The 23,486-nt window shown below is 71.5% G+C and carries 21 protein-coding genes and 1 riboswitch; of the genes, 13 read left to right on the top strand and 8 right to left on the bottom strand.

The genetic code is table 11. The features are described from left to right. Window positions 1–10: 10 nt before the first annotated feature. The 4 genes from AB0I22_RS19865 to gcvT form a co-directional block, all read right to left on the bottom strand. Window positions 11–1,393 carry an L-serine ammonia-lyase gene (locus tag AB0I22_RS19865; protein WP_363132120.1) on the bottom strand — a complete coding sequence of 461 codons (1,383 nt, stop codon included), beginning with the start codon at window positions 1,391–1,393 and terminating at the stop codon, window positions 11–13. A 188-nt stretch (window positions 1,394–1,581) separates the two neighbouring features. Next, the gene (gene glyA / locus AB0I22_RS19870) at window positions 1,582–2,850 is read right to left on the bottom strand and encodes a serine hydroxymethyltransferase (RefSeq protein WP_363132121.1); all 1,269 of its coding nucleotides are present in this window, start codon (window positions 2,848–2,850) and stop codon (window positions 1,582–1,584) included. 66 nt (window positions 2,851–2,916) lie between these two features. Next, window positions 2,917–3,291, bottom strand: coding sequence for a glycine cleavage system protein GcvH (gene gcvH, locus AB0I22_RS19875; RefSeq protein ID WP_363132122.1), 375 nt, complete (start codon window positions 3,289–3,291; stop codon window positions 2,917–2,919). Between the two features lie 218 nt (window positions 3,292–3,509). Next, window positions 3,510–4,634, bottom strand: coding sequence for a glycine cleavage system aminomethyltransferase GcvT (gcvT, locus tag AB0I22_RS19880; RefSeq protein ID WP_363132123.1), 1,125 nt, complete (start codon window positions 4,632–4,634; stop codon window positions 3,510–3,512). Window positions 4,635–4,805: 171 nt separating this feature from the next. Next, window positions 4,806–4,905, bottom strand: a riboswitch (glycine riboswitch). Window positions 4,906–5,067: 162 nt separating this feature from the next. On the opposite strand from gcvT, the gene AB0I22_RS19885 reads away from it, so the two are divergent. Further along, window positions 5,068–5,769 carry an AAA family ATPase gene (locus tag AB0I22_RS19885; RefSeq protein WP_363132124.1) on the top strand — a complete coding sequence of 234 codons (702 nt, stop codon included), beginning with the start codon at window positions 5,068–5,070 and terminating at the stop codon, window positions 5,767–5,769. Between the two features lie 164 nt (window positions 5,770–5,933). On the opposite strand, the gene AB0I22_RS19890 is transcribed toward AB0I22_RS19885, so the two are convergent. Continuing rightward, window positions 5,934–6,815 carry a hypothetical protein gene (locus AB0I22_RS19890; RefSeq protein WP_363132125.1) on the bottom strand — a complete coding sequence of 294 codons (882 nt, stop codon included), beginning with the start codon at window positions 6,813–6,815 and terminating at the stop codon, window positions 5,934–5,936. Window positions 6,816–7,036: 221 nt separating this feature from the next. Here AB0I22_RS19890 and AB0I22_RS19895 point away from each other — a divergent pair, with 221 nt between their 5' ends. The 8 genes from AB0I22_RS19895 to AB0I22_RS19930 all read left to right on the top strand — a co-directional run bounded on the left by AB0I22_RS19895 (window position 7,037) and on the right by AB0I22_RS19930 (window position 16,995). Further along, window positions 7,037–7,810, top strand: coding sequence for an enhanced serine sensitivity protein SseB (locus AB0I22_RS19895; RefSeq protein ID WP_363132126.1), 774 nt, complete (start codon window positions 7,037–7,039; stop codon window positions 7,808–7,810). A gap of 244 nt (window positions 7,811–8,054) precedes the next feature. Beyond that, window positions 8,055–8,813, top strand: a complete 759-nt coding sequence (locus AB0I22_RS19900) for an enhanced serine sensitivity protein SseB C-terminal domain-containing protein (RefSeq protein WP_363132227.1) — start codon at window positions 8,055–8,057, stop codon at window positions 8,811–8,813. Window positions 8,814–9,107: 294 nt separating this feature from the next. Continuing rightward, the gene (locus AB0I22_RS19905) at window positions 9,108–10,106 is read left to right on the top strand and encodes an ABC transporter permease (protein ID WP_363132127.1); all 999 of its coding nucleotides are present in this window, start codon (window positions 9,108–9,110) and stop codon (window positions 10,104–10,106) included. A gap of 172 nt (window positions 10,107–10,278) precedes the next feature. Beyond that, entirely contained in the window at window positions 10,279–12,045 is a 1,767-nt protein-coding gene (locus AB0I22_RS19910; protein ID WP_363132128.1) for an ABC transporter substrate-binding protein, read from the top strand. A gap of 128 nt (window positions 12,046–12,173) precedes the next feature. Then, on the top strand, window positions 12,174–13,172 hold the full coding sequence (locus AB0I22_RS19915) for an ABC transporter permease (protein ID WP_363132129.1): 999 nt from the start codon (window positions 12,174–12,176) through the stop codon (window positions 13,170–13,172). Beyond that, on the top strand, window positions 13,169–14,266 hold the full coding sequence (locus AB0I22_RS19920) for an ABC transporter ATP-binding protein (RefSeq protein ID WP_363132130.1): 1,098 nt from the start codon (window positions 13,169–13,171) through the stop codon (window positions 14,264–14,266). The genes AB0I22_RS19915 and AB0I22_RS19920 overlap by 4 nt, the downstream gene beginning before the upstream one ends. Window positions 14,267–14,277: 11 nt before the next feature. Then, the gene (locus AB0I22_RS19925) at window positions 14,278–15,393 is read left to right on the top strand and encodes a dipeptide ABC transporter ATP-binding protein (protein ID WP_363132131.1); all 1,116 of its coding nucleotides are present in this window, start codon (window positions 14,278–14,280) and stop codon (window positions 15,391–15,393) included. A gap of 198 nt (window positions 15,394–15,591) precedes the next feature. Next, complete coding sequence (locus tag AB0I22_RS19930) at window positions 15,592–16,995, top strand: M1 family metallopeptidase (protein ID WP_363132132.1); 1,404 nt, start codon at window positions 15,592–15,594, stop codon at window positions 16,993–16,995. Between the two features lie 101 nt (window positions 16,996–17,096). On the opposite strand, the gene AB0I22_RS19935 is transcribed toward AB0I22_RS19930, so the two are convergent. After that, on the bottom strand, window positions 17,097–17,702 hold the full coding sequence (locus tag AB0I22_RS19935) for a trimeric intracellular cation channel family protein (protein WP_363132133.1): 606 nt from the start codon (window positions 17,700–17,702) through the stop codon (window positions 17,097–17,099). Window positions 17,703–17,815: 113 nt separating this feature from the next. Between AB0I22_RS19935 and AB0I22_RS19940 the strand changes: the two genes are divergently transcribed. The 3 genes from AB0I22_RS19940 to mnmA all read left to right on the top strand — a co-directional run bounded on the left by AB0I22_RS19940 (window position 17,816) and on the right by mnmA (window position 21,437). Next, a complete protein-coding gene (locus tag AB0I22_RS19940) occupies window positions 17,816–18,667 on the top strand; it encodes a thioesterase family protein (RefSeq protein ID WP_363132134.1) in 852 nt (283 codons plus the stop codon). A 413-nt stretch (window positions 18,668–19,080) separates the two neighbouring features. Then, window positions 19,081–20,250: a cysteine desulfurase family protein gene (locus tag AB0I22_RS19945; protein ID WP_363132135.1), complete on the top strand. Its 1,170-nt coding sequence runs from the start codon at window positions 19,081–19,083 to the stop codon at window positions 20,248–20,250. Between the two features lie 38 nt (window positions 20,251–20,288). Then, window positions 20,289–21,437, top strand: coding sequence for a tRNA 2-thiouridine(34) synthase MnmA (gene mnmA / locus AB0I22_RS19950; protein ID WP_363132136.1), 1,149 nt, complete (start codon window positions 20,289–20,291; stop codon window positions 21,435–21,437). A gap of 18 nt (window positions 21,438–21,455) precedes the next feature. Here mnmA and AB0I22_RS19955 read toward each other — a convergent pair whose 3' ends face one another. After that, on the bottom strand, window positions 21,456–21,860 hold the full coding sequence (locus AB0I22_RS19955; RefSeq protein ID WP_363132137.1) for a VOC family protein: 405 nt from the start codon (window positions 21,858–21,860) through the stop codon (window positions 21,456–21,458). A 63-nt stretch (window positions 21,861–21,923) separates the two neighbouring features. On the opposite strand from AB0I22_RS19955, the gene AB0I22_RS19960 reads away from it, so the two are divergent. Next, the gene (locus AB0I22_RS19960; protein WP_363132138.1) at window positions 21,924–22,235 is read left to right on the top strand and encodes a type II toxin-antitoxin system prevent-host-death family antitoxin; all 312 of its coding nucleotides are present in this window, start codon (window positions 21,924–21,926) and stop codon (window positions 22,233–22,235) included. On the opposite strand, the gene AB0I22_RS19965 is transcribed toward AB0I22_RS19960, so the two are convergent. After that, window positions 22,232–23,389, bottom strand: coding sequence for a serine hydrolase domain-containing protein (locus AB0I22_RS19965; RefSeq protein ID WP_363132139.1), 1,158 nt, complete (start codon window positions 23,387–23,389; stop codon window positions 22,232–22,234). The two genes, AB0I22_RS19960 and AB0I22_RS19965, sit on opposite strands and share 4 nt — an antisense overlap. Between the last annotated feature and the right edge of the window lie 97 nt (window positions 23,390–23,486).

Genomic DNA, 23,486 nt, shown 5'->3' on the forward strand with positions numbered 1-23,486 from the left:
CGCAGGTCAGTCAGCACTCAATGACATTGACCGCCAGCCCGCCCCGCGCCGTCTCCTTGTATTTCACCTTCATGTCGGCGCCCGTCTCCTTCATGGTCTTGATGACCTTGTCGAGGGAGACATGGTGGCGGCCGTCGCCGCGCAGGGCCATGCGGGCGGCGGTGACGGCCTTGACCGCGGCCATGCCGTTGCGTTCGATGCAGGGGATCTGGACGAGGCCGCCGACCGGGTCGCAGGTGAGGCCGAGGTTGTGTTCCATGCCGATCTCGGCGGCGTTCTCGACCTGTTCGGGGGAGCCGCCGAGGACTTCGGCGAGGCCGCCCGCGGCCATGGAGCAGGCGGAGCCGACCTCGCCCTGGCAGCCGACCTCGGCGCCGGAGATGGAGGCGTTCTCCTTGAAGAGCATGCCGATGGCGCTCGCGGCCAGCAGGAAGCGGACGACGCCTTCCTCATCCGCGCCGGGCACGAAGTTCACGTAGTAGTGCAGGACGGCGGGGATGATGCCGGCGGCGCCGTTGGTGGGGGCGGTGACGACGCGGCCGCCCGCGGCGTTCTCCTCGTTGACGGCCATGGCGTAGAGGGTGGTCCACTCCATGGCGCGGGCCGCCGGTTCGCCCTCGGCGCGCAGTTGGCGGGCGGAGTTGGCGGCGCGGCGGCGGACCCTGAGGCCGCCCGGCAGGATGCCCTCGCGGGACATGCCGCGGGAGACGCACGCCTGCATGACGCCCCAGATCTCCAGCAGACCGGCGCGGATCTCGTCCTCGGTGCGCCACGCCTTCTCGTTCTCCAGCATCAGGGCCGATATCGACAGGCCCGTCTCCTGGGAGCGGCGCAGCAGCTCGTCGCCGGTGCGGAAAGGATACTTCAGGACGGTGTCGTCGAGCTTGATGCGGTCCTCGCCGACCGCGTCCTCGTCCACGACGAAACCGCCGCCCACCGAGTAGTAGGTCTTCTCCAGCAGCGGCAGGCCGTCCTCGTCGTACGCGAAGAGGGTCATGCCGTTGGCGTGGTACGGCAGTGAGCGGCGGCGGTGCAGGATCAGCTGGTTCGGCTCGTCGAAGTCGATCTCGTGGGCGTCGCCGATCTCGGCGCCGAGCAGCCGCAGCCGCTTGGTCCGGCGGATGCGGTCGATCTCGTCGTCCGCGGTCTCGACGTTCACGCTGCGCGGGGAGTTTCCCTCCAGACCGAGGAGTACGGCCTTGGGGGTGCCGTGTCCGTGCCCGGTCGCGCCGAGGGAGCCGAAGAGTTCGGCCCGTACCGACGTGGTGTGGGCGAGCACGCCTTCGTTCTTGAGCCGGCGCGCGAACATCCTGGCCGCGCGCATGGGGCCGACCGTATGGGAGGAGGACGGGCCGATGCCTATGGAGAAGAGATCGAAGACGGAGATGGCCACGGTGGCGGACCCCTTGTCTGCTCGTGGTGGGTGGTGCGGGCACTGCTGTGGCCGCGGATGACGCCCTGGTGAGGGGCGCCGTACGGCGCTGGTGCTGCGCCGTGACGGGGCGCATGGGACGGGGCACCGGTGCACTGTTCTGCGTCCAGTGTGCGCGGTGCCCCGTACTCGCGGGTGAATCGGCTACTTCACTCGGACTTCAGGCCCGGGTACAGCGGGTGCTTCGCGGCGAGGCCGGTGACCCGGCCGCGCAGCGCCGCCGCGTCGTAGGACGGCTTGAGCGCCGCGGCGATGATGTCCGCGACCTCGGTGAAGTCCTCGGCCTGGAAGCCGCGGGTGGCCAGCGCGGGGGTGCCGATCCGCAGGCCCGAGGTGACCATCGGGGGGCGCGGGTCGTTCGGGACGGCGTTGCGGTTGACCGTGATGCCGACCTCGTGGAGCCGGTCCTCGGCCTGCTGGCCGTCCAGCTCGCTGTTGCGCAGGTCCACCAGGACCAGGTGCACGTCCGTGCCGCCGGACAGTACGGACACGCCGTGCTCGGTGACGTCCGACTGGGTCAGCCGCTCGGCGAGGATGCGGGCGCCGTCCAGCGTGCGCTGCTGGCGCTCCTTGAACTCCTCCGTCGCCGCGACCTTGAAGGACACCGCCTTCGCCGCGATCACGTGCTCCAGCGGGCCGCCCTGCTGGCCGGGGAAGACCGCCGAATTGATCTTCTTGGCCAGCTCCTGGGTGGACAGGATCACACCGCCGCGCGGGCCGCCGAGGGTCTTGTGCGTGGTGGTGGTCACCACATGGGCGTGCGGCACCGGGTTGGGGTGCAGCCCCGCGGCCACCAGGCCGGCGAAGTGGGCCATGTCCACCATCAGGTACGCGCCGATCTCGTCGGCGATCTTGCGGAACGCCGCGAAGTCGAGCTGACGGGGGTACGCGGACCAGCCGGCCACGATCAGCTTCGGCTTGGACTCCTTGGCGAGCCGCTCGACCTCGGCCATGTCGACCTGGCCGGTCTCCTCGTCGACGTGGTACGCGACCACGTTGTAGAGCTTGCCGGAGAAGTTGATCTTCATGCCGTGGGTCAGGTGCCCGCCGTGCGCGAGGTTCAGACCCATGATCGTGTCGCCGGGCTTGAGCAGCGCGAACATCGCGGCGGCGTTGGCCTGCGCGCCGGAGTGCGGCTGCACATTGGCGTGCTCGGCGCCGAAGAGCGCCTTGATCCGGTCGATCGCGATCTGCTCGACCACGTCGACGTGCTCGCAGCCGCCGTAGTAGCGGCGGCCGGGGTACCCCTCGGCGTACTTGTTGGTGAGCACCGAGCCCTGCGCCTCCATGACCGCGACCGGAGCGAAGTTCTCCGAGGCGATCATTTCGAGGGTGGACTGCTGGCGGTCGAGTTCGGCGTCGACCGCGGCGGCTACGTCGGGGTCGAGCTCATGGAGGGAGCTGTTCAGCAGAGACATGAGTTCTTCCTGGGAAGCGGAGGCGGAGGGCGGGAGGCGGGCGGGGCGTACGACCGTACGGCCGGGCTAGCCCGCGAAGGCGGTGTACTCGTCGGCGGTCAGCAGCTCCGCCGGCTCGTCCGTGATCTTCACCTTGAACAGCCAGCCGCCCTCGAAGGGGGCGGAGTTCACCAGCGACGGGTCGTCCACGACGTCCTGGTTGGCCTCGACGACCTCGCCCGTCACGGGGGCGTACAGGTCGCTGACCGACTTCGTCGACTCCAGTTCACCGCAGGTCTCGCCCGCCGTGACGGTGTCGCCGATCGCGGGGAGCTGAGCGAAGACCACATCGCCGAGCGAGTTGGCCGCGAACTCGGTGATGCCGACCGTCGCGACGCCGTCCTCGGCGGTCGACAGCCACTCGTGCTCCTTGGTGTAACGCAGCTGCTGGGGGTTGCTCATGACTAGATTCTCCTGGATACGCGTGAATGCTCGTGCAACGGGTCTTGACTGGTGAGACGGGGCGGAGAGGACCGGACGCGCGGGACGGCTCCCGCTCGCGGCCCTGTGGAACGGCCGCAGCCCCTGTGGAACGGCCGCAGTCCCTGTGGAACGGCCGCAGTCCCTGTGGAACGGCCGCGGCCCCCGAGGAAGGGCGGCCCCGGCGCTGGCGGCTCCGGTCAGCGCTGACGCTTGTAGAACGGCAGCGCGACCACCTCGTACGGCTCGTGGCTGCCGCGGATGTCCACGCTCACCCCGGCCGTGCCGGGCTCGGCGTGCGCCGCGTCCACGTACGCGATGGCGATCGGCTTGCCGAGCGTGGGGGAGGGGGCGCCGGAGGTGACCTCGCCGATCACCGAGCCGTCGCTCGCCACCACCGGGAACCCGGCGCGCGGCACCCGCCGCCCCTCCGCGATCAGCCCGACCAGCTTGCGCGGCGGCGCCGCCTCGGCCTTCTCGGCCGCCGCGGCCAGCGCCGCGCGGCCCACGAAGTCGCCCGCCTTCTCGAACTTCACGACCCGGCCCAGGCCCGCGTCGAACGGCGTCGTCGCCTTCGTCAGCTCGTGCCCGTACAGCGGCATGCCCGCCTCCAGGCGCAGCGTGTCCCGGCAGGACAGCCCCGCCGGTACGAGCCCTACGCCCGCGCCCGCCTCGGTCAGCGCCTGCCACAGCCGCTCGGCGTCGGACGGGCTGACGAACAGCTCGAAGCCGTCCTCGCCGGTGTAGCCGGTACGGGCGATCAGCGCGGAGACGCCCGCGACCGTGCCCGGCAGCCCCGCGTAGTACTTCAGCCCGTCCAGGTCCGCGTCGGTGAGCGACTTCAGGATGCCCGCGGACTCCGGGCCCTGCACGGCCAGCAGCGCGTAGGCGTCGCGGTCGTCCCGTACGGACACGTCGAAGCCCGCGGCGCGCTCGGTCAGCGCGTCCAGCACCACCTGGGCGTTGGAGGCGTTGGCGACGACCATGAACTCCTGCTCGCCGAGGCGGTAGACGATCAGGTCGTCGAGGATGCCGCCCTCGGCGTCGCAGATCATGGTGTACCGGGCGCGGCCCACGGCGACCTTGCCGATGTTGCCGACCAGCGAGTAGTCGAGGGCGTCGGCGGCCTGCGGGCCGGTCAGCGTGATCTCGCCCATGTGGGAGAGGTCGAAGAGCCCGGCGCGGCCGCGGACGGCGAGGTGCTCGTCGCGCTCGCTCGCGTAGCGCAGCGGCATGTCCCAGCCCGCGAAGTCGGTCATGGTCGCACCGAGCGCGCGATGGGTCGCGTCGAGCGCGGTACGGCGAGGAGAGGTCGAATCGGTCATGGTTCAGGCTCCCGGCTGACGGTGGCGAGTCCTTGGAAGAAGCACACGAAGAACGCGCCTCCCCATCTGTCATCGGAACCTGAGAGGTTCACCAGGAGGCCCGGCCGGGCCCCGCGGCTTGCACCTTGGGTGGGGCCGCCGGTGAGTCGGCGGCCCGCTTTTCAGATCTGCCTCGCCCGCGCGGTACGGGGCCTGAGAGATTCAAGGGAGGAACTTGCTCCTTCGGCGCCCAGCGCACGGAGCGTGGCTGGGACTCTCCCGCGCGGACTACGAGCGGCCGATATGCAGTTTGCGGGCACATCATCGCATGGGACGGTCTGCTGTAAACCCCCGGACGGGCGGTCAATCGTTTTGATCCGCTCTTGAAGCGCATTACCTTTTCTTGACACTCTTCGGGTAGCCCGCAGTGACCGGACCGGGGAGGACGATCACCGTGCACGCCCAGCGTACGTATCCGAGGCCGGCGCTGCCCGGCCCCCGGCAGCCCGTACAGCCCCCGGCCGCCGCCGCGGCCGCGGACCTGAGAGGCACGGCGGCCCCGCACGAACTGAGATTTCCCGTCGGCGACCTGCTCGTCGTCTCCGGCCTGCCCGGCAGCGGCAAGTCCACCCTCATCCGGCGGGCGGTGCCGGGGCTGGACGCCCGCGGCGGGATCGTCTGGCGCGTCGACTCGCAGGACGCCCGCGACCGCTGGGCGCACCGCGTCCCGGCGTACGTGCCGTACGGGCTCTACCGCCCGCTGGTCCGGCTCTCCCACTACACGGGACTGCGGCGCGCGCTCCGCTCGGGCACGAGCGTGGTCGTGCACGACTGCGGCACCCTCGCCTGGGTACGCCACTGGCTGGCCCGCGACGCGCGGCGCCGCGGCGTCGCGCTGCGGCTGCTCCTCCTGGACGTACCGGCGGCGGACGCCCTGGCCGGGCAGGCCCGGCGGGGGCGGCGGGTCTCCGCGTACGCCTTCGCGCGCCACCGCCGGGCCGTGGCGCGGCTGGTCGCGGCGGTGGAGACCGGCCGGCTGCCGGCCGGCACGGCCTCGGCCGTCCTCCTGGACCGGCCCGCGGCCGACGCGTTACGGACGATCCGGTTCGGGTGGGGAGTGGGGGCGCTGCCGAGGCCGGGGGCCGGCGGCCTGTAACCGGCCGTCGGCATCGTCGAGGTGCCACGGCCCGGGCGTCGGTCGCCGGTCGCCCCCGGTCGCCTCGGCGCGACGGGTTACGGCGCCGGGCGTCCGTAAAGGCTGCTCGTCCGCGGCAGGGGCCACGACCGGGGGGCGGCTTCGTGCGCCCCCGGTGCTTACCGCTACTGGCCGGGAGCCTTCGGCGCCGCCGGGAGTTTCGGGAGGCCGGGGAGGTCCGGGGCGGGGAGGCCGCCGCCGAGGAGGACGCTCGTCACGACGTTCACCGTGGCGGTCAGCGTGGCCTTCAGCGCCGTCGCCGCCTCGGCCGGGCTCCCCGCCGAAGTGGCTTTCAGGAGCGCGTTGACCTTGGCCCGGAGATCGGTCACGGCCGTGGCGACCAGCTTCGGGCCAGCGGCGGCCTGCGGCGGCGTGCCCTTGCTGCCGGCCTGCGGCGCGGCGGGCGGCTTGGCGTCGGTAGGGTCGACCGGCGGCGCGGCAGGGACCTTCGGCGTCTTGGGCACGGCAGGCGTCTTGCCGGGTGCGACCGGGGGCTTGCCGGGGACGGCAGGCGTCTTGCCGGGTGCGACCGGGGGCTTGCCAGGGACAGCAGGCGTCTTGCCCGGGACGGCGGGCGTCTCGCCGGGCACGGCCGGGGTCTTGGGGGAGACCGGTGTCTTCGGGGCGGCCGGGTCGACCGGTGCCGCGGGCGCCGTCGGCGCCTCCGCCGCCTTCGCCGCCGATGTGAGCTTGGCGAGGGCCTCCTTGACCGCCTCCGCGTGCTTCGCCGCCTCCGGCGTCGGCAGCTTGCCGCCCGGCGCCTTCAGCACCGCGCCGACGAGATCGGTCACCGGCTTGAGGAAGCCGCCCGCCTCGCCCAGCAGCCTGGCCTGGGACGCGAGCTGGGCGGCGGCCGGGATCGGGGCGGCGGCCGTCCCCGCCGTGTGCGGGGTGTCGCCGTGCGCGGTCGCGAGGGCCGCTCCGGAGGCGCCGAACGCCAGCGCGCCGCAGACGACGGACGAGACGACCGCGCCGGTCCTGCGGGACATCTTCCGGGGCATGCGCATGGGGGAGCTTCCCTTCGTGGTGCCTACGAGGTGTCCGACCACCCTGCGGAGGACGGACACGGTCCGCAACTCGCCGACTACCCGCGGTGCGCCCCCGGCCAAGTCCCATCGCCCCCACCTGACCTGGGTGTTCGTCAAGGATTTCGGCGGTACCCGAGGAACGTGGGGCATGCAGCCGTTAGGGTTCGGATGCGGCTTTGTCGAGACGGCGGTTGGACGGAATGAGCATCCCGGAGAGTTACGGACACACCCAGGCCCAGGGCAGCGGCTGGCCCGCCAACGAACTCGAAGAGGTGCTCGCCGCCTCCCTCGGCGTGCCGGAGGCCGGCGCCCGCATCGTCGAGGTGCTGAGCCGCAGCCTGCTGTGGATTCCGCTGCCCAACGGCGGCGGCCCGGACAGCCGCGAGCTGGATCTGCCCACCCTGGAGATCGGCGGCGGCGCGTACGTCCCCGTGTTCAGCTCCGAGCAGCAGTTCCGCCTGATCACCGGCGACCGGATGTCCTGCACCGTCGCACCGGCCGTCGAGTTCGCCCGCGGCCTGCCCCCGCAGCTCGGCATCGCGGTGAACCCGGACGGCGCCGTCGGCGTACCGCTGCCGCCGCCCGCCGTCGCGGAGCTGTGCCGCGGCGGGCGCGGCCCGCTGGACGGGCCCGCCACCGGCGGCCGGGTGCGGCTCTACGAACCGGACTGGCAGGACGAGCCCGTCGACTTCCTGGCCGCCGCCGGGCTGGAGTTCGCCGCCGTCGGGCGGGTACGGACCGCCCGCCGCGCCCTGGCCTGCGTGGAGACCGCGCCCCCGGCGCTGTTCGTCGGCGTCGAACTCGACCTGCCCGACGACGAGGGCCGGGCCACCGTGGCCGACGCCCTCGGGCGCGCGCTGCACACGGTCCCGGTCCCCTGGCCCGTACAGATGGTCTTTCTCGACCTGGCCCAGGACCCGGTCGGGGAGTGGCTGCGCGAGCGCGTCCGGCCGTTCTACGACCGTGACCTGTGACGCACGGCCCGTGCCGTATCCCCGGCGGGAACACGGCGGCGGCGCGGTGGAGACACGGCGGGACGGGTTCACGGCGCCCGGCCGGGGACATGACATGGGCGCTGGCCCACGGCGGGGCGGTACGGACTCGTAAGCTGGTGGGATGACCGGGCGGGGCGCACTGGCGCGCCCCGAAGCGGTGCCGAGACGGCCGAGGGAAAGGGCGGACCAGGTGAGCGCGGGCGCGGAGAGCGGCGTGGAGCAGATGCTGCGCCAAGTGGCGCCCGGCCGGTACGACGCCTACGAGGCGCTGCTGCGCGCCGTCGCCGACGGCCAGGTGTGGATGCTGCTCTGGCACGGCCAGGCCGGCTCGCCCGACGCCCAGTACGGGAACATGGAGGTCGACGGCCTCGGCTACGCGCCGTGCGTGACCTCCGCCCCCGAGCTGGCCGCCAGCGGGTGGAACCGCGCCCATGAGGTGGTCGGCGGCCGTGCCATCGCCGCCTCGCTCTTCCCCGACCGCTGGGGCCTGTGGCTGAATCCGCACGCGCCGGGCGGCGGCGTCGGCGTCCCCTGGCTCGATCTGCGGCGCGTCGCGGGCGGCCTGGAGCGGCTGCCCGCCGGGCCGCTGCGGCTGAGCGAGCCGGCCATCGAGATCGACCGGTTCTACGCGCTGCTCGGGCAGAACGCGCACCGTACGCCCGTGGTCCGGGCGCTGCGCCGGGCCTGGGTGCAGCCCGCGCTGGGCGCGCCGTATCTGGCCATCGGGCTCGATCTGTACGACACGTCCCAGCCGGCCGTCGACTCGGTGCGGCTGATGATGCAGCAGTCGGTGGGCGTGGTGCCGGAGGGGCTGCCGGTGTCCACGGTGTCGATGTCGGACGAGTACGACCCGGTCGCGATGTGGATGCGGGCCAACGCGCGGCCGTTCTTCGACCGCGACGCGTACGGGGCCGGAGCGCCCGCGCGCACAGCCGGTTACGGCTACCCGCCGCCGCAGGGCCGCCAGGCCGGAGCGTACTGACACCAACTGGACAAACTGTCCTTGTAGTTACTGATCCGCTCACGGATCACGACTGTCCGTATAACGGAACCTCTCTACACACATCACGGTTACGCATCCATTGCCGGTCAGGTCTGGCGGGTGATCGCGGGCCCGTTGAAGACTCCCCGCAACAAGCAGAGTCGGTCCTGTGTACGACCTGCTCCGCGTGAACTTCCCGCGCCTTCAGCACCATTCGCAGCACCTGATGTGAACCAAGCCGCGTCGGCGGCAGCGTGGGCCGGCTATTGCCGGTCGAGAGGGGTCCCCCAGACGATGACGGCACCAATGCACGACACGAGCGCGGCCGAGACCGCCGCCGTCGATGTCGCGGCCGGCGTCCCGGCGAAAGCCATCGAGGGCCGTTCCCCGTGGCGTATCGCCTGGGTGCGGCTCAAGCGCGACAAGCTGGCCCTGGCCGGCGGGGTGGTCGTGCTGCTGCTCATCCTGGTCGCGGTGTTCGCGCCGCTGATCGTGGATCTGCTCGGGCACCCGCCGAACAACTTCCACGAGGATCAGATCGACCCGCTCTTCGGCACCCCCAAGGGCTCCTGGGGCGGCATCAACTCCGACTTCATATTCGGAGTCGAGCCGGTCAACGGCCGTGACGTGTTCAGCCGGGTGATCTACGGGGCCCGGGTCTCGCTGCTGGTGGCGTTCTTCGCCGCCGTGGTCGCCGTCGCCGTCGGCACGGTCTTCGGCATCATCGCCGGCTACTTCGGCGGCTGGGTCGACGCGATCATCAGCCGCGTGATGGACATCCTGCTCGCCTTCCCGCAGCTGCTCTTCATCATCGCGCTGGTCTCCGTGGTGCCGAACTCCATCTGGGGATTCTCGGGTTCGGGCGTGCGGATGGGCGTGCTGATCGTGGTGATCGGGTTCTTCGGCTGGCCGTACGTGGGCCGGATCGTGCGCGGTCAGACCCTCTCGCTCAGAGAGCGCGAGTACGTGGAGGCGGCGCGCAGTCTGGGGGCCGGTCGCGGATACATCCTCTTCCGCGAGCTGCTGCCCAACCTGGTGGCGCCGATCACCGTGTACGCCACGCTGATGATCCCCACCAACGTCCTCACCGAGGCCGCCCTCAGCTTCCTCGGCGCGGGCGTGAAGCAGCCGACCGCCTCCTGGGGGCAGATGCTCTCCGCGGCCGTCAACACCTACGAGTCCGACCCGATGTTCATGATCATTCCGGGTCTGGCCATCTTCGCCACCGTGCTGGCCTTCAACCTCTTCGGCGACGGCGTGCGAGACGCCCTCGACCCGAAGGGCTCGCGCTGACCAGCGCCGAGCCGCCGCCCGGCCCAGGGCCCGCGGCCGCAGCCCCCACCGCAGTACCCGCAGCAGTACCCATGTCGACTCGGGCGAACAGCGCGACTGACGCTTCGTCAGGAGTTCATCCCCGAACAGCCGGTCCGGTCCGGGCCGAGAATCTCACGGAGGTCGCGACAACGTGACAACTCATCGCATTCCGAGGCGCAGACTGGCCGCCGGATCGGCCTTCGTGGTCGCGGCGCTGGTCTCCACCACCGCCTGCGGCGGGGGCGGCAGCTCCAGCAGCAGCTCCAAGGCCCCGGGCTTCAACGCGGGCGTCGGCAAGATCGCCAGCACCTCCGCCAAGAAGGGCGGCGAGCTGAAGTTCATCGGCACGCAGGACGCCGACTCCTGGGACCCGCAGCGCGGCTACTACGGCTTCATGTGGGACTTCGCGCGCTACTACACGCGCACCCTGGTGACCCCCAAGCCCGCGCCCGGCGCGGCCAGTTCCGAGCTGGTCCCGGACATGGCCACCGACACCGGCCAGATCTCGGCCGACAAGAAGACCTACACCTTCAAGCTCCGCTCCGACCTGACCTGGGAGGACGGCAAGCCCGTCACCAGCCAGGACATCAAGTACGGCATCGAGCGCACCTGGGCCAAGGAGAAGGTCACCGGCGGCCCGACCTGGATCCAGCAGGTCCTCGACCCGGACCTGGACTACAAGGGCCCGTACAAGGACACCAGCAAGGACAAGCTGGGCCTCAAGCAGATCGAGACGCCGGACGCGAAGACCATCGTCTTCAAGCTGCCGGCGCCCAACGGCGACTTCCTCCAGATGCTGGCGCTGCCCGCCGCGGCCCCGGTCCGCCAGGACAAGGACACCGGCGAGAAGTACGGCCTCAAGCCGTTCTCCAACGGCCCGTACAAGTTCGCGTCCTACACGCCGAACAAGAACGTCGAGCTCGTCCGCAACGACAAGTGGAAGCAGGCCTCGGACCCCGTCCGCAAGGCGCTGCCGGACAAGGTCACGGTCAAGCTCACCACCAACGCCGACGACATGGACAACAAGCTCATCTCCGGCGAGTACGACGTCGACATCAACGCGACCGGCATGGGATCGGCGGGCCGCCAGAAGGCCCTGCAGAGCCACAAGGCCAACGTCGACAACCCGCAGACCGGGTTCATCCGCTACGCCGCGTTCCCCAAGACGGTCAAGCCGTTCGACAACATCCACTGCCGCAAGGCGGTCATCTACGCGGCCGACCACACCTCGCTGCAGACCGCGCGCGGCGGCCCGATGGCCGGTGGCGACCTCGGCACCAGCATGCTGCCGCCGGCGGTCAAGGGCTACGACCCGAAGTTCGACCCGTACAACATCAAGGCGGGCAAGCCCGACCTGGCCAAGGCCAAGGACGAGCTGAAGCAGTGCGACAAGCCGGACGGCTTCGCCACCACGATCGCGGTGCGCAACAACAAGCCGCCGGAGGTCGCCACCGCCACGTCGCTCCAGGCGTCGCTGGCCAAGGTCGGCATCAAGGCCCAGATCGACGAGTACGACGGCGCCCAGTACGCGGGCATCATCGGCGCCCCCAAGAACGTCGTCCGCAAGAACTACGGCATCATCGTCCAGGGCTGGGGCTCGGACTTCCCCAGCGGCCAGGGCTTCCTCCAGCCCATCGCCGACGGCAAGTTCATCCAGCCGACCGGCAACCAGAACTACCCGCTGCTGGACGACCCCGAGGTCAACAAGCTCTTCGACCAGGGCAACGCCGAGACCGACCCGAACAAGGCCGCCGAGTTCTACGGCAAGGCCAACGAGAAGGTCATGAACGACGCCTGGTACCTGCCGTTCACCTATGAGAAGAACGTCATCTGGCGCTCCTCGCGACTGACCAACATCTACACGGCGGACGCCTACAACGGCCGCTACGACTACGCCTCGCTGGGCGTAACCAAGTGATCGTCCGTCCGCTCCACCGGCGCACCCGCCGCTAGGCCCGAAGGGCAGGTGAGGGCCGCGCGTGGTGGTCCGGGAGCCCCTCCGTCCATCGGGGGGACGGGCTCCCGGACCACCGCCGGCCGACCGCAGTGTTCGCTTATATCGTCCGGCGGCTGATCGCCGTCATCGTGATGTTGCTGGTGGTCATCCTGGTGACCTTCGGCATTTTCTTCGCGGTTCCGAAGCTCACCGGAACCGACCCCGCCACGCTCTTCGTGGGCAAGCAGGCGGACCCCGCGGCCATCGAGGGCATTCGGCAGAAGCTCGGTCTCAGCGACCCGATCTTCGTGCAGTTCTGGCACTTCGTCAGCGGCATCTTCGCGGGCCGCGACTACACCAGCGACGGTGACGTCGTGCACTGCGCCGCGCCCTGCTTCGGCTACTCCTTCCGCACCGAGCAGGCCATCTGGCCGGTGCTCCAGGACCGCCTGCCCGTCACCATGCAGCTCGCCGCCGGCGCCTGCGTCCTGTGGCTGCTCGGCGGCGTCGCCACCGGCATCCTCTCCGCGCTCAAGCGGGGCACCGCCGTGGACCGCTCCGCCATGACCATCGCCCTCGCCGGCGTCTCGCTGCCGATCTACTTCACCGGCCTGGTGTCGCTGGCGATCTTCTCGTACGGGCTGGGCTGGGTGAAGGGCGACTACACGCCCATCGCCGACGACCCACTGGTGTGGTTCCGCGAGATGATCCTGCCCTGGGTCACGCTCGCCTTCCTCTACGCCGCCATGTACGCCCGGCTCACCAGAGCCACCATGCTGGAAATCCTCGGCGAGGACTACATCCGCACCGCCCGCGCCAAGGGCCTGCGAGAACCCGTGGTCATCGGCAAGCACGCGCTCCGCTCCACGATGACGCCGATCCTCACCATCCTCGGCCTGGACCTCGGCGCCGTCCTCGGCGGCGCGGTCCTCACCGAGACCACCTTCAACCTGCCCGGCCTCGGCCAGGCCGCGGTGAAGGCGATCAGCGACAAGGACCTGCCGCTGATCCTCGGCGTGACGCTCATCGCGGCCTCCGCCGTGGTCATCGCCAACCTCGTCGTGGACCTGCTGTACGCCGTGATCGACCCGCGAGTGAGGCTCACGTGAGCGACGACCTGACCAGGAGCGGCGCCGTCGGCGAGCCCGTACCCGCCTCCGCCGCCCCCAGCGCCTTCCTCGAAGTGCGCGACCTGCGCATCCACTTCCCGACCGAGGACGGCATAGTCAAGTCCGTCGACGGACTCTCCTTCCAGCTGGAGCGGGGCAAGACCCTCGGCATCGTCGGCGAGTCCGGCTCCGGCAAGTCGGTGACCTCGCTGGGGATCATGGGGCTGCACACCGTCGGCCAGTACGGGCGCGGCAAGGCCCGGATCTCCGGCGAGCTGTGGCTGGACGGCAAGGAGCTGCTGACCGCCGACCCGGACGAGGTGCGGCGGCTGCGCGGCCGCGAGATGGCGATGATCTTCCAGGATCCGCTGTCCGCCATGCACCCCTACTACACCATCGGCCAGCAGATCGTCGAGGCGTACCGGGTCCACAACGACGTCGACAAGAAGGCCGCCCGCAAGCGCGCCGTCGAACTGCTCGACCGGGTCGGCATCCCGCAGCCCGACAAGCGGGTCGACGACTACCCGCACCAGTTCTCCGGCGGCATGCGGCAGCGCGCGATGATCGCGATGGCGCTCGTCAACAACCCCGAACTGCTCATCGCCGACGAGCCGACGACCGCCCTCGACGTCACCGTCCAGGCGCAGATCCTCGACCTCATCCGCGACCTCCAGAAGGAGTTCGGCTCCGCCGTCATCATCATCACCCACGACCTCGGCGTGGTCGCCGAACTGGCCGACGACATCCTCGTGATGTACGGCGGCCGGTGCGTGGAGCGCGGCCCCGCCGAGCAGGTCTTCTACGAGCCGCAGCACCCCTACACCTGGGGGCTGCTGGGCTCGATGCCGCGCATCGACCGCGACCAGACCGAGCGGCTGATCCCGGTGAAGGGCTCCCCGCCCAGCCTCATCAACGTGCCCTCCGGCTGCGCCTTCAACCCGCGCTGCCCGTACGCGGACGTCCCCAAGGACGGCATCACCCGCACCGAGCGGCCGGAGCTGCGGCAGGTCGCCGACGGGCACCTCTCCGCCTGCCACATGTCGCGGGAAGAGCGGACGCGGATCTGGACCGAAGAGATTGCGCCCAAGCTGTGAAGGACGACGCCGTGCCGGAAAAAGAGCTGACGACCCCGAAGCCGAAGGCGGACCCCGCGGCCGAACCGCTGCTCAAGGTCGAGGGCCTGGTCAAGCACTTCCCGATCACCAAGGGGCTGCTGCGCCGCCAGGTCGGCGCGGTGCAGGCCGTGGACGGCCTCACCTTCGACGTGCTGCCGGGGGAGACCCTGGGCGTGGTGGGCGAGTCGGGCTGCGGCAAGTCGACCATGGGCCGGCTGATCACCCGGCTGCTCGAACCCAGCGGCGGCAAGGTCGAGTTCGAGGGCAAGGACATCACGCACCTCGGCGTCGGCGGCATGCGCCCGCTGCGCCGCGACGTACAGATGATCTTCCAGGACCCGTACTCCTCGCTGAACCCGCGCCACACGGTCGGCACGATCGTCAGCGCCCCGTACAAGCTCCAGGGCATCACCCCGGAAGGCGGCGTGAAGCAGGCGGTCCAGGCGACGCTGGAGCGCGTCGGCCTCAACCCCGAGCACTACAACCGCTATCCGCACGAATTCTCCGGCGGCCAGCGCCAGCGCATCGGCATCGCCCGCGCGCTCGCGCTCAGCCCCAAACTGGTGGTCGCCGACGAGCCGGTCTCCGCGCTGGACGTCTCCATCCAGGCACAGGTCGTCAACCTCCTGGACGACCTCCAGCAGGAGCTGGGCCTGACGTACGTGATCATCGCCCACGACCTCTCGGTGATCCGGCACGTCTCGGACCGGATCGCGGTCATGTACCTCGGCAAGATCGTGGAGCTGACCGACCGCAAGTCGTTGTACGAGTCGCCGATGCACCCCTACACGCGGGCCCTGCTCTCCGCCGTGCCGGTGCCGGACCCGCGGCGCAAGTCGGCCAGGAGCGGACGCATCCTGCTCAAGGGCGACGTGCCCTCGCCGATCAACCCGCCCTCCGGCTGCCGGTTCCGCACCCGGTGCTGGAAGGCCACGGACATCTGCTCCACGGAGGAGCCGCCGCTGCTGGCGCTCAAGACGGGCCACCGGGTGGCCTGCCACCACCCGGAGAACGCCCCGGACCAGGCGCCGGACAGCACCAGGAAGCTCCAGCCGGAGTCGGAGGCGGTCACTTCGACGACTCCGAAGGAGGGGGAGCCGAAGTAGCGGCGGGGCGCGCGTACGGGCGTACGGGTTTGGGGTTCGGCGGGTGTACGCGCGTACGGGCGCGGCCGGCGAGGGGCGTCAGCCCTCAACAGCCCAGTAATTAATGACAAGTTGGCAAAGCCATACTCATGGCGGTACGGGAGAGTGCAGAGTCGGCGCGTCTGCTCCATTGGGCTCACGCGTTCGAAGGGACAGCTCATGGCACTCTCCCGTTCGACCAGGCTCCTCGCCCTCGCCACCGCGGCGGCTTCCGCCTGGGTGATCTCAGCGGCCCCCGCCCCCTCGCCCGGCGCGCCGGGCGTCGGGGACCCGTACTTCCCGCAGCTCGGCAACGGCGGCTACGACGTGAAGCACTACGCGCTCGATGTCGCGTACAACCCGGACACCGACCGGCTCGACGGCCGTACGACCGTCACCGCGCGAGCGGTCAAGAACCTCTCGTCCTTCGACCTCGACCTCCAGAAGCTGGAGGTCACCGCCGTCGAGGTGAACGGCAGACGGGCGGACTTCAGCCGCGCCGGGGACGAAATCAAGATCACGCCGAAGAGCTATCTGCGCAAGGGGCACACCTTCGACGTCACCGTCGTCTACGGCGGCGTGCCCGAGCCGCTCGGAGGCCCCATCATCTTCGGCTCCGACTACGGCTGGATGAAGACCAAGGACGGCGTCTTCGTCGCGTGCGAGCCCAACGCGGCCTCCACCTGGTTCCCGTCCAGCGACCACCCCTCCGACAAGGCCACGTTCGACATCCGGATCAAGGCCCCCAAGGGGCTGACCGGCGTCTCCAACGGGCGGCTGGTCTCTACCCGGGACGAGGGCGGCAGCACGGTCGCGCACTGGCGCGAGTCCAAGCCGATGGCGACGTACCTGGCCACCGCCACGATCGGGAAGTTCGATGTGAAGACCGGGAAGACGCCCGGCGGCACGCCGATCTACGTGGCGATCGACCCCGTGCTCCAGAACTCCGGGCAGGTCGACGTCTACGGCCTGACCTCCGAGATCACCGACTACTGGTCCAAGGTCTTCGGCCCGTACCCCTTCGAGGAGACCGGCGCGATCGTCGACGACATGCCGCAGGCCGGGTTCTCGCTGGAGACCCAGTCCAAGCCGATCTACTCGGCCGTCCGCAGCGAGGGCACCATCGCCCACGAACTGGCGCACCAGTGGTTCGGCGACTCGGTGTCGGTCGAGCGGTGGAAGGACATCTGGCTCAACGAGGGCTTCGCGACGTACGCGTCCTGGCTGTGGAACGAGCACAAGGGCCGGGGCTCGGCGCACGACGCCTTCATCACCGCGTACAACCGCTACCCGGCCGCCGACAAGTTCTGGACGACCGTCGTCGCGGACCCGCAGCGCGACACGATGTTCGCCAATGCCGTCTACCAGCGCGGCGCGATGGCGCTCCAGGCGCTGCGCGAGCGGATCGGCGACAAGGCGTTCTTCAAGCTGCTGCCCGCGTGGACCGAGCAGAACCGGTACGGGAACGCGGAGATCGACGACTTCGTGGACCTCGCCGAGGAGATCTCGGGCCAGTCGCTCGACGGCCTCTTCGAGACGTGGATCTACGCGCCGAGCAAGCCGGGTTCGCCGAGCGCGCGGTAGGGGCTGCTGAGCGGTAGCAGGTGCTGAAAGGCCGGGCCTCGCCCTGGGAAGGGGAGACCCGGCCTGTTGGGAGGCTTTGGGAAGCTGTGGAGGCGTGCCGCTCAGGCCCGGCGCGGCCGGGGCAGGTGCAGCCCGAAGTACATCGCTCCTATGCGCAGCGCGAAGACCGCCCCCGCGGAGACCACCGCCGCGGGGGTGGCCGCGACCCCGGCCCGGTCGAGCAGGAGGTAGCACAGGGCGCCGGCCAGCGCGGCGGTCGCGTACACGTCCTCGCGCAGCAGCAGCGGCGGGAACTCCCCGCACAGCACGTCGCGGATGACCTCGCCCGCCACGCCGGTCAGCACGGAGAGGATGAGGACCGCGACGGGGGTCGCGCCCGCGCCGATGGCGGCGCGCGCGCCGATCACGGTGACGACGGAGAGGCCGACCGCGTCCACGAGCAGCAGGGTGCGCTGCGGCAGTTCGCGGTAGCGCAGGAACGCCATGGTGGCCGCGCCCACACAGGCGATGATCGTGAGCAGCACCCAGTCGTGGGTCCAGTACAGCGGGTGCCGGTCGAGGATGAGATCGCGGAGCGTGCCGCCGGAGATCGCGGCGGCGAAGGCGAGGACGAGCCCGCCGAAGGGGTCCATGTTGGCCCGGTGGGCCGCCAGTACCCCGCTCGCGGCGAAAGCGGAGACACCCACCAGGTAGAGCACGTGAAGCATGGGCGTCATCATCTCAGGCGCGCGGGACGATCCGGACTTCTGTGATGTGGCGCCTGCCGGCCGCCGCCGATTGCCCTTACCTGCCGGTAACCTCTCGGTGTAGCGTGCACCGCATGGCACAGGCAACCATCAGTGGCATCGGGGACAGCGCGTCCGTCAGTGAATTCGACCGCGACTCGGCGCTCACGCCCCGCGAGCCCGGCGTGTACGAGGCGAACCTCTCGCTCGGCTGGACGATCTTCGGCGCCGTCAACGGTGGCTTCCTGCTCGCCCTGCTCGGCCGCGCACTCGGCGACGCCCTGCCGCACCCCGACCCGTACTCCATCACCGCGCACTACCTCTCCGCCTCCCGCCCAGGCCCCGCCGTCATCCGCACCCAGGCGGTACGCACCGGCCGCACGCTCTCCGTCGGCCAGGCGTCCCTCTTCCAGTACGACGAGGACGGCAACGAGGTCGAACGGCTCCGCGCGCTGGCCACCTACGGCGACCTCGCCATGCTGCCCGACGACGTCCGCACCTCGGCCAAGCCGCCGAGCCTGCCCCCGTACGAGCGCTGCCTGAGCCGGCACGACGGCGACGTGCCGGACACCACCGAGATCGCGGACCGCCTCGACATCCGGCTCGACCCCGCCACCTGCGGCTGGGCCGTCGGCTCGCCCAGCGGCCTCGGCGAGATGCGCGGCTGGTTCGGCCTGGCGGACGGCCGCGACGCCGACCCGCTGGCCCTGCTGCTGGCCGTGGACGCCCTGCCGCCGACCGCCTTCGAGCTGGGCCTCAAGGGCTGGGTCCCCACCATCGAACTGACCGCCCACATCCGCTGCCGCCCCGCCCCCGGCCCGCTCCGCGTCGCCCTGACCACCCGCAACCTCGCCGGCGGCTTCATGGAGGAGGACGTCGAGGTCTGGGACACCGCGGACCGACTGGTGGCCCAGGCCCGCCAGCTGGCGCGGCCGACGATGGGGTGACCGGCTGTTCTGAATGGCGGGCTGGCGGGCTGGCGGGCTGGCGGGTTGGCGGGCTGACGGCGGGCCTGGCGGACCTGGTGGATCGGCGCTGGGCGGCGGCGACCCCGGCGGCCCGGTCCGGGGGACGGTACCGGCTCACCCTTGGCCGGCCGCCGCGCCGGCGGTGCCCCGGGCGCGGTCGGCGCTGCTCAGTACGGTCGTACGCGCCCGTACCGCTGCGGCTTCCGGCGCGGCATAGGGTCCGGCTCCCGCACGGTTCCGTGCCCGGCTCCCGCCCGGCTCCCGTACGGTTCCGGGTCCGGCTTCCGCCCGGTTCCGGGCCCGGCTTCCGGCGTGCTTTCCGGCGTGCGGAGAGGGCTGTGCCGATGCGCCCGGTACGCGCCCCGGCCCCGGCTCGTAGAATCGTCCCCACCATGGCCTACCTCGACCACGCCGCCACCACGCCGATGCTCCCCGAGGCGGTGCGGGCGATGACCGCCCAGCTCGCCGTCACCGGCAACGCCTCCTCGCTGCACGCCGCCGGGCGGCGGGCGCGCCGCACCGTCGAGGAGTCCCGCGAATCCCTCGCCGCCTGCCTCGGCGCGCGCCCCAGCGAGATGGTCTTCACCGCCGGCGGCACCGAATCCGACAACCTCGCCGTCAAGGGCCTGTACTGGGCCCGGCGCGCCGCCGACCCGGCCCGGACGCGCGTACTCGCCAGCCCCGTCGAGCACCACGCCGTGCTCGACGCGGTCGACTGGCTCGCCGAGCACGAGGGCGCGCGGGTGGAGTACCTGCCCGTCGACGCGTACGGGCGGGTCCACCCGGACGCGCTGCGCGCGGCCATCGAGCGCGACCCCGCGGATGTGGCGCTGGCCACTGTCATGTGGGCCAACAACGAGATCGGCACGATCATGCCGGTGCGCGAACTGGCCGATGTGGCGCGGGAGTTCGACATTCCGCTGCACGCCGACGCGGTCCAGGCGTTCGGCCAGGTCGACGTCGACTTCGCGGCGTCCGGCCTCGCCGCCATGACGGTGAGCGGCCACAAGATCGGCGGCCCGTACGGGATCGGCGCGCTGCTCCTCGGCCGCCAGTACGCGCCTGTGCCGCTGCTGCACGGCGGCGGCCAGGAGCGCCATGTGCGCTCCGGCACCCTCGACACCCCGGCGATCACCGCCTTCGCGGTCGCGGCGCGGCACGCGGCCGAGCACCGCGCGACCTTCGCCCGCGAGGTCGGCGCGCTGCGCGACGAGCTGATCACCGCCGTACGTGCCGCCGTCCCCGACGCCATCCTCGGCGGCGACCCCGACCCGGCCGGCCGGCTCCCCGCCAACGCGCACTTCTCCTTCCCCGGCTGCGAGGGCGACTCCCTGCTCCTGCTCCTCGACGCGCAGGGCATCGAGTGCTCCACGGGCTCCGCCTGCACGGCGGGCGTGGCCCAGCCCAGCCACGTGGTCCTCGCCACCGGCACCGACCGCGAGCTGGCGCGCGGCACGCTGCGCTTCTCCCTCGGCCACACGTCCACGGGCGCGGACGTCGCGGCGGTGGCGGCGGCCATCGGCCCGGTGGTGGAGCGGGCCCGCTCGGCGGGACTCTCGTAGCGCGGCCCCGGTCCCCGGCCCGTTACCCTGGACGGGCTATGACTGACTTCCCTGGTGCGCCCACTGGTCCCCGCGACGGCTCCCGGCTGCGCGTACTCGCCGCGATGTCCGGCGGCGTCGACTCCGCCGTCGCCGCCGCCCGCGCCGCCGAAGCCGGCCACGACGTGACCGGCGTCCACCTGGCGCTGTCCGCGAACCCGCAGTCCTTCCGCACGGGCGCGCGCGGCTGCTGCACCATCGAGGACTCGCGCGACGCGCGCCGCGCGGCGGACGTCATCGGCATCCCCTTCTACGTCTGGGACCTCGCCGAACGCTTCCGCGAGGACGTCGTCGACGACTTCATCGCGGAGTACGAGGCCGGCCGGACGCCCAACCCGTGCCTGCGCTGCAACGAGAAGATCAAGTTCGCGGCGCTGCTGGACAAGGCCCTCGCGCTGGGCTTCGACGCGGTCTGCACCGGCCACTACGCCACGGTCGTACGCACCGGCTCCGGCGAACGCGAACTGCACCGCGCCTCCGACATGGCCAAGGACCAGTCGTACGTGCTCGGCGTCCTGGACGAGAAGCAGCTCGCCCACGCCATGTTCCCGCTGGGCGACACCCTCACGACGAAGGACGAGATCCGCGCCGAGGCCGAGCGGCGCGGGCTCGCCGTCGCCAAGAAGCCCGACAGCCACGACATCTGCTTCATCGCCGACGGCGACACCCAGGGCTTCCTCGCCCGCCACCTCGGCACGGCCGAGGGCGACATCGTCGACGAATCCGGCGCCAAGCTCGGCACCCACGAGGGCGCCTTCGGCTTCACGATCGGCCAGCGCAAGGGCCTGCGCATCGGCACCCCGGCCCCGGACGGCAAGCCGCGCTACGTCCTGGACATCTCGCCCGTCGACAACCGCGTGACAGTCGGCCCCGCCGAGTCCCTCGACGTCACCGCCCTCACCGCCATCAACCCCCGCTGGTGCGGCGCCCCCCCGACCGCCCCCGCCACCTACACCGCCCAGCTCCGCGCCCACGGCGGCGAAACAGAGGTCCGCGCCGAACTGATCGACGGCACGGAGCTGCGGGTGACCTTCACCGAGGCGGTCCGGGGCGTGGCCCCCGGCCAGGCGATCGTCCTGTACGACGGGGCGCGCGTGGTGGGATCGGCGACGATCGCGACGACGGAGCGGGCTGCGGCGGCGGTCTGACCTGGCGCCAGGGGCAGGTCAGGCCGGGCGCCCGTCGGGGTGCGGCTGGAGCAGATCCCAGCGGTTCCCGTACAGGTCCTGGAAGACGGCCACCGTGCCGTAGGGCTCCTGTCGGGGAGCCTCCTCGAAGACGACACCGGCTGCCCGCATACGGTCGTAATCCCGCGCGAAGTCATCGGTGTTGAGGAACAGCCCGACGCGCCCGCCCGTCTGGTCGCCCACCCGTGCCTCCTGGGCCGGGCCGTCGGCACGGGCGAGGAGCACCGCCGTCTCCCGCGCTCCGGGCGGGGCGACCACCACCCAGCGTTTCCGGTCGTCTATGCGGGTGTCTTCGACGAGTTCGAAGCCGAGGGCGTCCACGTAGAAGGCGATGGCCTCGTCGTAGTCACGCACGACGAGGGTCACCATGCCGATATGAGTCATCCAGGGATGATGCCCTGGCTCGGCCACTTTGCGCCGGGAGCCTCTGGTTCCTACCGTCACGGCATGGACATTCTCGACCGGCTCTCCGAGCTGCCGACCCAGAGCACGGCCACCGCGGCCGCCTCCCTCGAAACCATCATCAGCCGGGCCCGGGCGACCGGGATTCCGACGGCGCTGACCGAGAACGGCGAACCTGTGGCGGCCGTGCTGTCCTGGGAGCTGTTCGAAGAGCTGGAGGCGGCTGTCGCGGCGCTGCGCCATGTCGAGCATCAGCGGGAGGGGTGCCGGTTCGGGCCGGTCGAGCCGCCGCCGGGAGCCGACTGCGGCTGCCGTACGACCGTGGAGCTGGAGAGCGAGGGGCCGTATGCCTCTTAGCGGAGCGCCTCGGATGAGGCGACCAAGGCCCGGATCAGGCGTTCGTTCTCCGGGGCGGGGCCGTTGGGGAAGGGGAAGCGGCGGCGGGTGAAGCCGTAGGCCAGGCCGTGGCGCGGGTCGGCGAACGCCTGCTGGCCGCCCGCGCCGCTGTGGCCGAACGCGCCCTGTCCCAGCACCGGATACACCTCGGACGTGGCGTGGAAGCCGACCGCGAACGCCTTCTGCTCGCGGTTGACCAGGTCGTAGCCGATGGAGTGGATCTGCGCGAAGGCGGCGGCGGTGCCCGGCTTCAGCAGCGGCGCCCGGCCGTCGACCCGGCTGATCGCGGTCGCGTACATCCGGGCCAGGCCGCGCGCCGAGGCCACGCCGCCAAGGGATGCCGGGCCGAGGGTCCGTACGACGGGGAAATTCGGCAGCTTCCACAGCTCCGGGTTGTCCGGGTGATTCCGGTTGAAGGCGATGCCGGGCAGGCTGTGTGGGCTCGTGGCGCGCGCCGCGAGGGCGGCCAGCCGCTCGGGGGTCGCCACCGCCGGCTGCGCGCTCAGGTAGCGGGGCTCCTGGGCGGCCGGCAGCCCGAGGTGGAAGTCCACCTCGTAGGCGTCGCGGACGCGCTCGGCGAAGTGCTCCTGAACGGTCCGCCCGGTGGCCCGCCGTACCACCTCGCCGCTCAGCGCCCCGACGACCAGCGCGTGGTAGCCGAACGCGCTGCCCGGCCGCCAGTACGGCCGCTGCCGGCCCAGCCGTTCGGCGACGGTGCGGTCGTCGGCTAGCTCGTCGAGTGTGAACCCGGCGTCCGCGCCGACCAGGCCGGCCCGGTGCGACAGCAGGTCACGGAGGAGGACGTCGTCCTTGCCCTCGACGGCGAACTCCGGCCAGTAGCGGCCGACCTTCTGGTCGAGGTCCAGCACGCCGTCCTGTACGAGCAGGGCGACGACCAGGTGCGCGGCGCCCTTGCTCGCCGAGTACGCGCCGAGCAGTGAATCAGCGGTGATCTCCGGGCCGGTCCACAGGTCCACGACCTGTTCGCCGTGCCGGTACGCCACGACCTGCGCGGCGTAGTCGCCGCCCTCCGCGGCCGCGGCCGCCGCGAACTCGGCCCGTACCGGCTCGAAGCCGTCGGCCACGGTGCCCTGTATCGCGCTGTGTTCGGTCATCGCTTCCTCCCAATGCCGTTGCGGTGTCCGGTCGGGGCCCGTCGGCCAGGGCCGGATGGCAGCCGAGCCTAGTACGGTTAATAACCAGTGGTTACAA

The sequence above is a fragment of the Streptomyces sp. NPDC050610 genome (genome assembly GCF_040654875.1).
Classification (GTDB): Bacteria; Actinomycetota; Actinomycetes; order Streptomycetales; family Streptomycetaceae; genus Streptomyces.